This window comes from Arthrobacter ruber (assembly GCF_002954225.1).
GTDB lineage: Bacteria > Actinomycetota > Actinomycetes > Actinomycetales > Micrococcaceae > Arthrobacter_D > Arthrobacter_D ruber.
In genome coordinates this window covers 265821-279178 of record NZ_PPTH01000014.1, presented here as the reverse complement: position 1 = coordinate 279178, position 13358 = coordinate 265821, and the positions used below count along the sequence as shown (strand labels likewise).

The window sequence follows — 13358 nt, the reverse complement described above, 5'->3', positions numbered from 1 at the left end:
GTCGCGCTACCGCTTGTCGGCGGTGCGGAGCAGGTATCCCACGCCGCGCTTGGTCTGGATGAGGGCGACGGCGTCGGGATTCCTGTCGATCTTCCGGCGCAGGTAGGAGATGTAGGACTCCACGATCGAGGCATCGCCGTTGAAGTCGTACTCCCAGACGTGGTCCAGGATCTGGGCCTTCGACAGCACCCGGTTCGGGTTCATCATGAGGTATCGCAGGAGCTTGAACTCGGTGGGAGAAAGATCGATCGTCTCGCCACCGCGCCGCACCTCGTGGGCGTCGTCGTCGAGCTCGAGATCGTCGACGCGGATCACGGCGTCGTCGTCCTCGAGGGGATGAGTGCGTCGCAGCACGGCCCGGATGCGGGCCACCACCTCGTCGAGGCTGAACGGCTTGGTGACGTAGTCGTCGCCGCCGACCGTCAGTCCGGTGACCTTGTCGTCGGTGTCGTCCCGGGCGGTGAGGAACACGACCGGGAAGTGGCGGCCGGCCGCCCGTAGCCGACGCGTGACGGTGAAGCCGTCCATGTCCGGCAGCATGACGTCGAGCACCGCGAGGTCCGGATTGTGGGTCTCGGCCGCAGCGAGGGCGTCGCGCCCGTTGGCAGCAGCGACCACATCGAAGCCGGCGAACCTCAGGGAGGTCGAGAGGAGTTCGCGGATGTTCGGTTCGTCATCGACGACCAGCAGTTTCGCTTCGGGGGCTGTTTTCTTCACTCCATCAGTATCCGCGTTTTGCCTGTGAACTGGCTGGAGCGTTGCTGTGCGCTTCCTTGTCAGTCTCTGGGTTCCTTGTCGCCGATCGACGAGGCGTCGAGGATCCGGTAGGCGTAACCCTGCTCGGCCAGGAAGCGCTGGCGTTTCGCCGCGAAGTCCTGGTCCAGCGTGTCCCGCGCGACGACGGTGTAGAACCGGGCGGCACGGCCGTCGGCCTTCGGGCGGAGCAGGCGGCCCAGGCGCTGGGCCTCCTCCTGCCGGGACCCGAAGGAGCCGGACACCTGGATCGCCACCGACGCCTCGGGCAGGTCGATGGAGAAGTTCGCGACCTTCGACACCACGAGCACATCGACCTCACCCGCACGGAAGGCGTCGAAGAGCCGCTGCCGCTCCTTCACCGTCGTCTCGCCCTTGATCACCGGTGCGTCGAGCCGCGCCGCGAGGTCGTCGAGCTGGTCGATGTACTGGCCGATGACGAGCAGCTGCTCGCCCCGGTGGGCCTCGACGAGCTTCTCCACCACGTCCGACTTCGTGTCCGACGTCGAGCACAGGCGGTACTTGTCGGCATCCTCGGCCATGGCGTAGGCGACGCGCTCGTCCCGTGGCAGGTCCACCCGGACCTCGACGCAGTCGGCGGGTGCGATGTACCCCTGCGCCTCGATGTCCTTCCACGGGGCGTCGTACCGCTTGGGGCCGATCAGCGAGAACACCTCGCCCTCGCGGCCGTCCTCGCGCACGAGGGTCGCCGTGAGGCCGAGCCTGCGCCGTGCCTGGAGGTCGGCGGTCATCTTGAAGATGGGAGCCGGCAGCAGGTGGACCTCGTCGTACACGATCAGGCCCCAGTCGTTGGCGTCGAGCAGTTCCAGGTGCGGGTACAGGCCACCGCGCTTGGTCGTGAGCACCTGGTACGTCGCGATCGTCACGGGGCGTACCTGCTTCACCGCGCCGGAGTACTCACCGATCTCGTCCTCCGTGAGCGAGGTGCGCTTCAGCAGCTCGTCCTTCCACTGGCGGGCCGACACCGTGTTGGTGACGAGGATCAGCGTGGTGGTCTGGCTCGTGGCCATCGCCGCGGCCCCAACGAGCGTCTTCCCCGCCCCACAGGGCAGGACGACGACGCCCGAGCCGCCTGCCCAGAAGTTCTCCACGGCGAGCTGCTGGTAGCGCCGGAGCTCCCAGCCGTCCTCGTCGAGCAGGATGGGGTGTGGTGTCCCGTCCACATAGCCCGCGAAGTCCTCGGCCGGCCAGCCGAGCTTGAGCAGCAGCTGCTTGAGCTGGCCGCGCTGGGAGGAGTGCACGACGACGGTCTCGCCGTCGATCCTGGGCCCCAGCAGCGGCTGGATCTTCTTGGCGTGCAGGACCTCCTCGAGGACGGGGTAGTCGCTGGTCCGCAGCACGAGACCGTGCTGCGGGTCCTTCTCGAGACGGAGGCGGCCGTACCGCGACATGGTGTCCTCGATGTCGATCAGCAGGGCGTGCGGCACCGGGAAGCGTGAGTACTTCAGGAGGGTGTCGAGGACGCGCTCGGCGTCGAGCCCGGCCGCACGTGCGTTCCACAGGCCCAGCGGGGTGAGGCGGTAGCTGTGCACGTGCTCCGGTGCGCGTTCGAGCTCGGCGAAGGCTGCGATCGCGTGGCGCGCCTCGGTGGCCTGCTCGTGGTCCACCTCGAGCAGGATGGTCTTGTCACTCTGGACGATCAGCGGCCCGTCAGCCATCTGCTGGGCTCCCTTCGAGGATCTCCACGTCCATGACGCGGTGCACGGACACGACTTTCTCCACCTGCGTCTCGGGATCGACCACGCGCAGCCGACCTCCCGACACCGAGAGTGGAACAAGGACCTGGCGCACGTGATTCCCCTCGCTGTCGGCGGTGCCGAGGCGGATACGGCTGCGTGACCGGATCGCGGCCCGCAGCGTCTCGAGGCCGAGGAGTGTCTCACTGTCCGATCCGACTGCGGTATCCGCCGGCCGCGGCGTCGCCGAGCGGAGGGCGGCGAGCTGTGCGGAGATCTCCTCCTCGGCCACCGACCAGGGGTTGAGGCGTGACCTCAGCTGGTCCGGCGGCACACGGGCCGGCACTGAAGGCTCGACCTGCAGAGGGGAGAAGCCGACGGTGGCGACGGCGTCCGAGGCCGGCGAGAACCCGAGGTCCCGCAGCAGTGCGGTCAGCTCCGGTGCCGATGCCGGCGAGACGAGGACGGTCGGTGCGATCTGTACGACGCCGAGCACGGCTGCCCGCGGATCGGCCATCACCGCAGCGGTCACGGCGTCGTCCTCCGTGCGCAGGTAGCTCCCGGCCCGGCCGATGCGCAGGCTGCCGTACCGGGAGGCCGTGTCCTCGACGAGGTAGGCCAGGGCCTGGGGAACCTCGGTGGCCGAGTGGGTGCGCAGAAAGGAGAGGATCGACGGCGCGTCCTCGCCGGCGTCGAGCGCCGAACGGATGGAGTCGGCCGAGAAGCGGTAGGTGGTAGCAGGGCCCTGCCCCTCCGGCGTGGCCAGGCGCAGGAGTCCGCGCGCCACCTCCGGCTGGAGGTACCCGGGGGCGACGGCGGTGAGGTCGGCCTGCAGCACGACGTGCGAGACCGCCTCCGGCAGGGCCTCGCGGACGGCGAGTGCGGCGTCCTCGAAGCGACCTTCGGCGACCAGCCGCCCGGCGTCGGTGAGAGCTCCGCCGCCGGTCAGCCCGAGCGAGGCCGCTTCGGTCAGCATGCCGGGAAGGAGGCGGGCGAACCGTCGGTGCAGGCGTGGCTGATGCCAGGTGGCGAGGTCGACGACGGACTGTTCGGTGAGGACGGGCAGCGCCGTCGGGCTTCCGGCGGCGCGGCTGGTGGCGCTTCCGGCGGCGCTGGAAGAGTTGCCGACGACGGCGCTGTCGGCCGCTTTGGCATCGACTCGATCACCGTGCGTTCCGGGGCGGTCCGGGCTGCCGGGAAGCTTTACCGCCTCGACGCTGCCGGTGACGCTGCCGGCGGCTCGATCGGCGTTCGCGGCACCGTGGTCCGTGCCGCTGGAGAGCTCCACGGCGACAGCGAGGAGTCTCTGGCGCACCATCGGAGCATCGGGACGGGAGGCCTCCGCGGCGAGAGCATTGATCGCTGTTCCGTCCGGCAGCCGCGAGCCGACGAGTGCGGGTGCCCGGTCGACGGCCAGCCAGCCCTCCACGAGAAGGAGCCACTGCTCATCACGATCCAGGGCCTCCCAGGAGTCCAGTCGTGACGTCTTCCACCGCGAGTCGTCGGGATCGAGGGTCAGGAGCCCCACGGCGGCTGCGAGCTCCAGCAGCCAGGCCGTCCCGCCGTCGTTGCTCCGCAAAGCCTCGCGAACGCGCCGCAGCTCCCGCACGCCGACACCGCCGGATCGCAGGGTCGCTACGGGCGTGGAGGAGACGGAATTGAGGAGGGCGGTCATCAGCCGGAGGGTCTCGGCGATGGCGCCGAAGGCCGCGTTGTCCCGCAGGCTGGCGCGGGTGGTCCGGTCCGTGGTCGCGGGCGGTGCCACCTCGAGAGACGGAAAGACGGCATGACCGCGAAGCGCCACCCCGACACTGCGCGGCAGTTCGACGTGCAGGGCGTCCAGGGGCGCGAGCAGGCACCTGTCCTGCAGCCAGCGGACGGCAGGCGTGGCACCCTCGCCTCCCGCGGCTGTCGAGCCGACCGGGGCATCACGCAGTCGGGAGAGCAGTGTCACGGCGGCGGCCGGCGCATCAGCCAGGACGCGATCCCATGCGGACGGATCGGAGGTGAGGGAGGTGAGGGCCAGCGCGGCGGACGCGGAGGTCATGGCGTCGTCGTCGCGGGCCTCGGGATCTACCAGCGGGACCGCCCGGATCAGGGCGGGCCCGTAGCGTGGGATGGACCGGGCGAGCGTGCGGAAGGGGCGGCCCAGACCTGCCGGGTAGGGTCCCAGTGCGTCGGCCAGGGCTCCGACGGGCAGCAGGCCCTCGGAGGTGGAGCCGGCCACCAGTGCCCGTTGCAGCAGTTCAGCCACGATCTCTTCGAGCGCCTCGCCGTCGACATCGAGGAAGGCTGCCGTGAGTTGCACGTACGTGACGGGGCCGCCGCCGTGATCGTCGCTCAGGACGACGATCGCCTCGAGGACCTGCTGGTGGGGGCGTGAGATGTTGTCGAGGGCGCGCTGCAGACTCGCGCGCGTGGAGGCGCGGGCTGCGAGCGCGGCGAAATCGGGCACCGGGGGAAGGATGAGATCGGGCCGGACGGCGAGGAGGCTGCGCAGGTCGTCGTCGCTCCTGAGTGCAAGGCGTTCGGCCAGTGCTCGGATGGCAGACATTCCTTCAAGGTTACCTGCCGCCTCTGACACGGCGCGGGTCGTGCGTGTGCAGGGTCCGGCCTGACAGATGGCCGAGGGGCTGGTCAGGAGTCCCGACGCGAGATGGCCGACCAGACGACCAGGGAGACCATGAGCAGGAAGGCGATCGGCAGGCAGAAGTAGGTGGCGAGGACGAAGCCGGGCCATACGGCGCCCTGGAGGAAGGCCGTGGCCAGGATCGCAGCCAGTGAGAGCAGGCCGATGGCTGCGAGGGCTACAGCGAGGCCCAGAATGACCCGTCGGACTCCGGACGAGCGCTCCGTGCCGCCGTCGTCGGGGTGCTGCGGGGGCTTGTGGGGCGTGGGCGCCGGAGCCGGCTCATCGGGGATCATAGCCGTTCCAGACTACAAGAACTCCCGCGCCGGTGGTCGTGGGAGAATCTATATCCTAGGAGATACAGACTTCCCCGACCGTTCCATGCGGCAGTGCGCCCGGGCGCCAGGCGCTCAGGGATCGGGGCCCGGACCGCAGGCGCATGCCATCCGGTACAGCTAAGAAGAGGTAGACGACGTGCCCATCGGCAAAGTGAAGTGGTTCGACGCGGACAAGGGCTTCGGGTTCCTGTCCACGGACGATGGCAAGGAAGTGTTCCTGCACGCCTCGGCGCTCCCCGCCGGCGTCAGCGAGGTGAAGGTCGGCACGAAGCTGGAATTCGGTGTCGCTGATGGTCGGCGTGGGCCGCAGGCGCTGTCGGCGCGCATCCTCGAACAGGCGCCCTCCGTGGTCAAGGCCACCCGCAAGAGTGCGGACGACATGGCCGTCATCACCGAGGACCTCATCAAGCTCCTCGATGCGGTGTCCAACGGCCTCCGCAAGGGCCGCTACCCGGAGAAGGCGCACGCTTCGAAGGTCGCAGCGGTCCTCCGAGCGGTTGCCGACGACCTCGACGCGTAGGCTTCCCTCATGACCTCGAGCAACCTGGAGACCACCGACGGCACCGCTCCGATCGATGCCTCGACGAAGCCCGCCGGGGCCGATGCGGTGCCCGGTGATGCCGAGACCGCACCCGCGGTGACGGTGCGGAAGCCCCGGGCATCACGCCGTATCCCCAAGTCCGACGTCGTTCTCGAAGCCGCCGTGGAGCGTGCCCGCCAGGGTGTGCTCGAGGTCGCCCCCGAGGCGCAGGTCGGTCGCCACGTGTCCGCCGTCGTGGAGGGCGAGCGCCTCGTCACCCACCGTTTCGAGGCTTTCCTGCCCGGCTACGGAGGGTGGCAGTGGTACGCCAGCGTGGCTCGCGTGTCGCGCAGCAAGGAAGTGACGGTGTGTGAGGTCGGTCTGCTGCCCTCGGCGGCATCACTCATCGCGCCCGAGTGGCTGCCCTGGTCCGAGCGGGTACGCCCGGAGGATTCTGAGCCGGATGGTCCCGTTGCCGATGCGTCCCTAGGTGACGACACGTCCCCGGCCGCCACGTCCCTGGCCGATGATGCAGCCGGGTCCGGTACCGACGCATCAGTGGTGATTGACGAGCAAGAGGGCGGGGCCGTCGTGGAGAGTGCGACCGAGGTCTCAGATCGCGGAGACGAGGTCGCGGTATCCGCTGATACCGCCGACGCCTCGGCCGGCGATGAACCGAGCGATGACGAGTCGGCTGATGACGAGCCAGCCGATGAAGAAGTAACCGACGGCAAGATGGCCTATGACGAGTTGGCTGGGGACGAGCCAGCCGAGGACGAGCTGGCCGACGGCGAGTTGGTTGAGGGCGATTTGACGGAGGACGAGCCAGCCGGCGACGAGCTGAGCGACGACGAGCCGACTGACGACGGCGTGGCCGACAGCTTGGCCAAGGAGGAGCCGACCGACGGGCCGGCCGATGAGGAGCCAACCAGCAGCCGTTCGGCCGACAGCCTCTCGACCGACAGCCTCTCGACCGACAGCCTCTCGACCGACAGCCTCTCGACCGACGATGCGGAACGGCCCGACGCCGGGTGATGGGCGTGTGGCACCGGAGCGGGGAAGGGGTGTCTTGAGCACCTTCCGATCCCTCGGTATCCACAACTACAGGCTCTGGTTCATCGGGGCCCTGATCTCCAACATCGGTACCTGGATGCAGCGCACCGCCCAGGACTGGCTGGTCTACGACATCCTCACGCCTCAGAACGCATCGGCCCTCGGTATCGTGATGGCGCTGCAGCTGGGGCCGCAGCTCATCATCGCGCCGTGGGCAGGCCTGATCGCGGACACCGTGGATCGCCGCCGGCTGCTCGCCGTCACGCAGGTGGCGATGGCGCTCCTGGGCGTGGGCCTCGGCCTGATGGTCCTCCTCGATGTCGCTGTCCTCTGGCACGTCTATGCGTTCGCCCTGGCACTCGGCATCGTCTCGGCCTTCGACGCCCCCGCGCGGCAGGCCTTCGTGTCCGAGCTCGTGCGCGACGACTACCTGCCCAACGCCGTGGCTCTGAACAGCGCGTCCTTCAACGGTGCCCGCCTCATCGGCCCCGCGATCGCAGGGCTGCTGACGGCCGGTGTGGGCCCGGGCTGGGTGTTCATGATCAACGCCCTGACGTTCGGCGCCATGGTCTACGTGCTGCTCGCCATGCGCACGTCCGAGCTGAACCAGCAGCCCCGCCAGACCCCGGGCAAGGGCCGGATCCGCGCAGGGTTCCGCTATGTACGCCACAGGCCGGACCTCATGGTGGTATTGCTGGCGATCTTCATCGTCGGCACCTTCGGGCTCAACTTCGCCGTCTTCATCGCGTCGATGGCACGCACGGAGTTCGGGCAGGATGCCGGGGTGTTCGGTGTACTGTCCTCGGTCATGGCCATCGGGTCCGTGGCAGGGGCGCTGCTCTCGGCACGGCGGGACCGCCCGCGCCTGCGCTTCGTGTTCGGTGCATCGGCGGCCTTCGGATTCGCGTGCATCCTCGCCGCCCTCGCGCCGAACCTCTGGCTCTTCGGACTCAGCCTCGTGCCGGTGGGCCTGTTCGCGCTGACGCTGATGACGAGCGCCAACGCCTATGTCCAGACCACGACCGCCCCCGTGATGCGCGGTCGTGTCATGGCCCTGTACTTCGCCATCTTCCTCGGCGGGACGCCGCTGGGAGCGCCGGTGGTGGGATGGGTGTCCGACGCCTTCGGTCCGCGATGGAGTCTGGGGGTCGCAGCGGCGTCGGGTCTTCTCGCGGCTGCTGTCGGGATCTTCTGGGCATGGCGCTACCACGACGTGCGGTTGCGCTACGACCGGTCGGCGCCTCGTCGCCTGCGTCTCGACCACGAGGCCGGTGCGGCGGACGGCGCTCCCTAGCCACGTCATGTCGGCGGAACCGTCTGCCGCGCGAGCTCGATATCGACAGCCTGCCCCGCCTGCCAGTACAGGTTCCTGCGCGGGCCGGCCATGCCTCGTCGGTGGACGGGTGGGAGGAACCAGGGCACGCCGCTGCGCGATTCGATGCTCCACGTGCCCTGATGGATGGCGTGGTGGTGGCGCGAACACAGCAGGACCCCGTTGTCGATGCTGGTCCGGCCGCCGGACGACCAAGGCCGAAGGTGGTGGGCCTCGCACCAGCTGGCGGGGATGGAACAGTCGGGGAAGGCGCACCCTCTGTCCCGAGCCACCAGAGCACGGCGGAGGTGCGGAGGGAAGAGCCGTTGAGCCCGTCCGACGTCCAGTACCTGCCCTCTGCTGCCCAGGACCACCGGGATGATCTCGGCGTCACACGCGAGCTTCCTGATGGTCCTGGCACTGATCTGTTGCGAGAACACCGCTGAACCAGCCCGTTGCATCTGCTCCAGCAGGTCCCGGTAGTCGATGGTCACCATGACCTGCGGACGGTGCCCACCCGTTGCGGGGAGCCCATCGCCGGACAGGGCGATCCTGCAGGCGGCGACAAGGCCTTCGAGCATGTCCTGGGCTCTCGTGGTACGAGCGGCATCTACGGCCGTGGCCACCGGACTGCCGCCGTCGTCGGCCGTACCGGACGGAGAGGCGGGATGCTTCACGGTCCTGCGCGGGTTGGTGGCCGAGTTCATCACGGTGACGAGGTGCTCGAACTGTTCGTCCGTTGCGCCGATCTCCAGGAGATGCAGCCCGTGACGGCGGCCCTTGAGGAAGACGCCCTGCCGGGCGCGCAGGATCTTCTCTGTGGGTTCCTGCCCGTCCTGGTCGAGCACCGATTCCCAGCGGTGAGCCAGGACCCGCAGGAGGTCCTCGTCGGACTGGGCTGCCTGCAGGGTGAGGTGGTGCTCCATGGACATGAGCTGTTCCGGCGCCGCGACGGCGTGTACCCGCTTGAGTGCCCGGACGATAATGGTCGCGGCGCGGCTACTGATAACGCAGGAACCCACGGCGTCGCCGAGCGCCTCCAGCGCGGCAGGGGTCGGCGCGCCCGTGGGTGACAGTCCCGGCAGGACGACCTCGGCCAGGTCCAGCCGCCGTTTCGCTTCCGACTCGCTGATTCCCAGCGTGGTCCGCAGGAACTCCGCGCAGTCCCGCAGCCTGGCAGCGGGCCTGTCCGGCCGGTCCGGCGGGGATGCTGCTCCTGGCTGTGCCTGCACGGATGCCGGGACGAGAATGGGACCGCGCAGTTGGTGATCAGCGAGATCGTGTTCATCGGCCAGACGGGCGACGAGGATCTGCAAATGGTCGACGACCCTCGACACCTGCTCGACGTCGACGACGAGGCGGAGGGCGTCTGCTCTGGAGAGAACGCTGTGCTGCCGCGTCAGGTCGCGGGCGCAATCGGACAGGGTGGCGCGCGCCGATTCGAGCGGGCTCCCTGCCCGAGTGACACTCTCGATCGGTGCTGTAGCCATGCCTCGATTTTATAGAACACACGTTCTACTCCGAGATCAAGGGTGCTTATGTGGATAAGAACGCGCGGCCCTGTCCAGGGACCAGGGACCAGGGACCAGGGACCAGGGACCAGCGACCCTGACCAGAGGCCCGGGACCCGGGACTCGGGGCCTGAGACCAGCGGGTGCCGCTCGCCCGTGCGGAGTCCGGTGTGGGCGAGCGGCCCCGGAGACCTAGAGGAGGTTCTCGACCACGAAGTCGATGCAGGCGATCAGGGCCGAGACGTCGTCGGGCTCGATCGACACGAAGGTGGCGATGCGGAGCTGGTTGCGGCCCAGCTTGCGATAGGGCTCGACGTCGACGATCCCGTTGGCCCGCAGGATGGCGGCGATGCGTGCAGCGTCCACGGCGTCGTCGAAGTCCACGGTCACGATCACGTTGGAGCGGTCCTCGGCGCGGGCGACGTACGGGTTCGCGACGGCGGATGCCTCGGCCCAGCGGTAGAGCTTCCCGGCGGAATCGGCGGTGCGGCCGGCGGCGAAGGGCAGCCCGCCCTGCTCGTTGAGCCACTGCACCTGCGCTTCGAGTGTGACGAGCGTGGACAGCGAGGGCGTGTTGTAGGTCTGGTTCAGGCGCGAGTTGTCGATGGCCGTCTGCAGGTCGAGGAAATCGGGGATCCACCGGTCTCCGGCGGCGATGCGCGCCGCGCGCTCGAGCGCGGCGGGGGAGAAGAGCCCGAGCCACAGTCCGCCGTCGGACGCGAAGTTCTTCTGCGGGGCGAAGTAGTAGACGTCGGCCTGTGACACGTCCACGTCCAGGCCTCCGGCTGCGGACGTCGCATCGACGACGACGAGCGCTCCGTCATCGGCGCCCGCGACCCGCCGGACGGGAGCGGCGACGCCGGTGGAGGTCTCGTTCTGCGGCCAGGCATAGGTGTCCACCCCGGTCTCCGCCGCGGGGTCCGGACGCGTACCCGGCTCGGAGGTGATGATGCTCGACCCCTCCAGGAACGGCGCCTTGTCGGTCGCGGCGGCGAACTTGGACCCGAACTCGCCGAAGGAGAGGTGCTGCGCCTTCCGCTCCACCAGACCGAAGGTTGCGACGTCCCAGAACGCCGTGGATCCGCCGACGCCCAGCACCACCTCGTACCCGTCGGGGGCGCCGAAGAAGGTGCTGAGGCCGGTGCGCACGCGTCCGACGAGATCGCGCACCGGCGCCTGGCGGTGGGACGTCCCGAGCAGTGAGGGTCCGGCGGCCACGAGTGCGTCGATCTGCCCCCTCCGCACCTTGGAGGGGCCGGCGCCGAAGCGGCCGTCCGAGGGCAGCAGGTGTCCGGGGATGCGGGGCAGGTCGTTCATGGGTGCTCCAGCTGTTGGGCGGCGGGTACGGCCCTCATTCTGCCCCAGCTGTCACGGGCCCCTCCATTTGTGAACTCCTGCCTGCGGGAAGGGGCCAACGGCGCCGTCGGCGTCTTCCGGCGGGCGGAGGGGGTCGATTGCCGGGCCCGTTGCGGCATGGGTTAACCTTGGGGAGCGTGGGGCGGATCAGGCCGCGGCGGCGGCGCCTTGCCTCACCGGCGTGAGGCACACCAGCCGCGCACCCGCACCGCACCAAGGAGCTGAACCGCATGACGGACCTCATCGACACCACCGAGATGTACCTGCGGACCATCCTTGAGCTCGAGGAAGAGAACATCGTCGCCCTCCGTGCGCGCATCGCCGAGCGACTCCGCCACTCGGGGCCGACCGTCTCCCAGACCATCGGACGCATGGAACGCGACGGCCTCGTTGTGGTCTCCGGCGACCGGCACCTGGAGCTCACCGGGCTGGGACGGCGTCGGGCCACCGAGGTCATGAGGAAGCACCGCCTCGCGGAGCGCCTGCTGAGCGACGTCATCGGGCTCGACTGGGCCTATGTGCACGAGGAGGCCTGCCGCTGGGAGCACGTGATGAGCGAGCGTGTGGAGCGCAGGCTCTACGAACTCCTCGGCAAGCCCTCGGAGTCGCCGTACGGGAATCCCATTCCGGGACTCGAGGCGATCGGGGGAGTGGAGTCCGAGCTGTTCACCGACGGCGTGGTGACCCTGCTGTCCGCCATGGGCACCTACTCTCCTGACAAGCAGGTCACGCTCGTGCGACTGGCGGAACCGATCCAGGTGGATCCGGAGCTCCTCACGCAGCTCGACGAGGGCGGCCTGCGTCCCGGAGCGCAGCTGAACCTGGAATCCGTGGGCGGATATGTCTCCGTTCGCGTGCCCGGTGTCGAGGGCGCCCTGGAGCTGCCGCCCGTGGTCGCCTCCCACGTGTTCGTCGCCGTCGCACCCTGATCCCCGACCCGCGGGGCAGGGTGCGCCTCATCGCCGCCGATATCAAGAACACACCGGTCCGTGACCGTAATGTGACATATCGGTGTTTCTGATGTAGCTTTCATCTCGTGCCAAATTCGCTCTAGATCCGGCACCCTCCTGCAAATCGCCTAGCTCTGCCATTGCTCGAGGTCCGTCCGCACCATCGCATGGCAGAGGCGGGGGAACCAATTTCCGGGTTTCTTCACAGAAATCCTTGGGGTTAAGTCGCTGTTTCATGCAGCGGCCGGGTGACTCCCATCCGAATCCGACAGCTCACCTCGCAGGCGTTGGGAGAGGCAATCCAACGTGTCCAAAAGCTCTTCGCCGGGCCGCCATCGTGCGGCCCGGAACGTCAGTGCGCTGACGAACCTGTCCACAGCAGTCACCTCCAACGCCGGATCCGTCGGCCGCCAGGCAGCCGTCATCGTCGCCGCGTCAGGCCTGGTGCTGACCGCCGGGCTGCCGGCCCACGGTGCAGCCACCGCCGAGCGTGAGGTGCAGTCCTCCGCAGCGTTGACCGTGAACCGGGTCGTCCCGGCCGAGGTCACAGTCCCGGCCACCGCAACGGTCTCCTTCGACCGCGTGGCCGTCGAGGTCACCGCCGCTCCCGAGCCCGTCGTCGAATCACCTGCTCCCGAGCCCGTCGTAGAGGCGCCCGTCGTCGAGGCCGCGCCCGCCATCGCCATGCCGGCTCCTGTCGCACCGGCTCCCGCCCCGGCTCCTGTCACGGCTGCCCCTGCCGCGGCTGCACCGGCCGCCCCGGTGACGGTCGTCGCCGCACCTGCCCCCGCACCGGCCACAGTGGTTGTCCCCGCTGCCCCGGCCCCTATAGCCGCGCAGCCCGCACCCGCACCTGCCCCGGCCGCACCTGCCCCGGCCGCACCTGCCCCGGCCGCACCTGCCCCCGCCGCTCCTGCCCAGTCCTCCGGCGTCGCTGCAGGCCTGGTCGGTTCGGCCTACGCCCAGATCGGCACCCCGCAGGACTGCACCGCCATGGTCGAGAAGGCGCTGCGCTCGGTCGGCAAGTCCGTGGGAGACCTCGCCCCGGGCCAGTTCTTCCAGTTCGGTGACGTGGTGGGGAGCCCCGCACCGGGCGACCTCGTGATCACCGGTGGCCACGTCGCCATCTACGTCGGCAACGGCCAGGTCATCAGCGGTGGCCTCAACGGCATGAACACCGGCCTCCACGGCCTGTCGGACCTCCCCGGCGCCAGCTTCGTCCGCGTTCGCTAACCCCCC

General features: G+C 69.3%; 11 protein-coding genes and 1 riboswitch. Of the genes, 5 read left to right on the top strand and 6 right to left on the bottom strand.

Translation table 11 applies throughout. The annotated features are described in order from the left end of the window. Window positions 1–6: 6 nt before the first annotated feature. The 4 genes from CI785_RS06400 to CI785_RS06385 all read right to left on the bottom strand — a co-directional run bounded on the left by CI785_RS06400 (window position 7) and on the right by CI785_RS06385 (window position 5375). The gene (locus CI785_RS06400; RefSeq protein ID WP_105031248.1) at window positions 7–717 is read right to left on the bottom strand and encodes a response regulator transcription factor; all 711 of its coding nucleotides are present in this window, start codon (window positions 715–717) and stop codon (window positions 7–9) included. A gap of 59 nt (window positions 718–776) precedes the next feature. Beyond that, window positions 777–2432 (bottom strand): DNA repair helicase XPB, encoded by a 1656-nt coding sequence (locus CI785_RS06395; protein ID WP_105031247.1) that lies wholly within the window; start codon window positions 2430–2432, stop codon window positions 777–779. After that, on the bottom strand, window positions 2425–5004 hold the full coding sequence (locus CI785_RS06390; RefSeq protein ID WP_157940188.1) for a helicase-associated domain-containing protein: 2580 nt from the start codon (window positions 5002–5004) through the stop codon (window positions 2425–2427). The genes CI785_RS06395 and CI785_RS06390 overlap by 8 nt, the downstream gene beginning before the upstream one ends. 83 nt (window positions 5005–5087) lie before the next feature. Then, a complete protein-coding gene (locus tag CI785_RS06385) occupies window positions 5088–5375 on the bottom strand; it encodes a hypothetical protein (protein ID WP_105031245.1) in 288 nt (95 codons plus the stop codon). 178 nt (window positions 5376–5553) lie between these two features. Between CI785_RS06385 and CI785_RS06380 the strand changes: the two genes are divergently transcribed. The 3 genes from CI785_RS06380 to CI785_RS06365 are packed head-to-tail and all read left to right on the top strand — an operon-like array spanning window position 5554 to window position 8284. Beyond that, window positions 5554–5937, top strand: a complete 384-nt coding sequence (locus CI785_RS06380) for a cold-shock protein (RefSeq protein ID WP_105031244.1) — start codon at window positions 5554–5556, stop codon at window positions 5935–5937. Between the two features lie 9 nt (window positions 5938–5946). Next, a complete protein-coding gene (locus tag CI785_RS17350; protein WP_205753575.1) occupies window positions 5947–6972 on the top strand; it encodes a DUF3027 domain-containing protein in 1026 nt (341 codons plus the stop codon). A gap of 34 nt (window positions 6973–7006) precedes the next feature. Next, window positions 7007–8284 carry an MFS transporter gene (locus tag CI785_RS06365; protein WP_105031243.1) on the top strand — a complete coding sequence of 426 codons (1278 nt, stop codon included), beginning with the start codon at window positions 7007–7009 and terminating at the stop codon, window positions 8282–8284. 5 nt (window positions 8285–8289) lie between these two features. Here the strand turns inward: CI785_RS06365 and CI785_RS06360 are convergent, their stop codons facing one another. Both CI785_RS06360 and serC read right to left on the bottom strand, forming a co-directional pair. Beyond that, complete coding sequence (locus CI785_RS06360; protein WP_105031242.1) at window positions 8290–9792, bottom strand: HNH endonuclease signature motif containing protein; 1503 nt, start codon at window positions 9790–9792, stop codon at window positions 8290–8292. Between the two features lie 213 nt (window positions 9793–10005). Further along, on the bottom strand, window positions 10006–11130 hold the full coding sequence (gene serC / locus CI785_RS06355; protein ID WP_105031241.1) for a phosphoserine transaminase: 1125 nt from the start codon (window positions 11128–11130) through the stop codon (window positions 10006–10008). A 269-nt stretch (window positions 11131–11399) separates the two neighbouring features. Here serC and CI785_RS06350 point away from each other — a divergent pair, with 269 nt between their 5' ends. Both CI785_RS06350 and CI785_RS17470 read left to right on the top strand, forming a co-directional pair. Next, window positions 11400–12098: an iron-dependent transcriptional repressor DtxR gene (locus CI785_RS06350; protein ID WP_105031240.1), complete on the top strand. Its 699-nt coding sequence runs from the start codon at window positions 11400–11402 to the stop codon at window positions 12096–12098. A 169-nt stretch (window positions 12099–12267) separates the two neighbouring features. Beyond that, window positions 12268–12420: riboswitch (cyclic di-AMP (ydaO/yuaA leader) on the top strand. A 5-nt stretch (window positions 12421–12425) separates the two neighbouring features. After that, on the top strand, window positions 12426–13352 hold the full coding sequence (locus CI785_RS17470) for an NlpC/P60 family protein (protein ID WP_105031239.1): 927 nt from the start codon (window positions 12426–12428) through the stop codon (window positions 13350–13352). The last annotated feature ends 6 nt before the right edge of the window (window positions 13353–13358 follow it).

Bases quoted from the DNA above. Each gene is read 5' to 3' on its own strand.
- CI785_RS06395 (WP_105031247.1), bottom strand. From the start codon at position 2,432: ATGGCTGACGGGCCGCTGATCGTCCAGAGTGACAAGACCATCCTGCTC.
- CI785_RS06390 (WP_157940188.1), bottom strand. From the start codon at position 5,004: ATGTCTGCCATCCGAGCACTGGCCGAACGCCTTGCACTCAGGAGCGAC.
- CI785_RS06385 (WP_105031245.1), bottom strand. From the start codon at position 5,375: ATGATCCCCGATGAGCCGGCTCCGGCGCCCACGCCCCACAAGCCCCCG.
- CI785_RS17350 (WP_205753575.1), top strand. From the start codon at position 5,947: ATGACCTCGAGCAACCTGGAGACCACCGACGGCACCGCTCCGATCGAT.
- CI785_RS06360 (WP_105031242.1), bottom strand. From the start codon at position 9,792: ATGGCTACAGCACCGATCGAGAGTGTCACTCGGGCAGGGAGCCCGCTC.
- serC (WP_105031241.1), bottom strand. From the start codon at position 11,130: ATGAACGACCTGCCCCGCATCCCCGGACACCTGCTGCCCTCGGACGGC.
- CI785_RS06350 (WP_105031240.1), top strand. From the start codon at position 11,400: ATGACGGACCTCATCGACACCACCGAGATGTACCTGCGGACCATCCTT.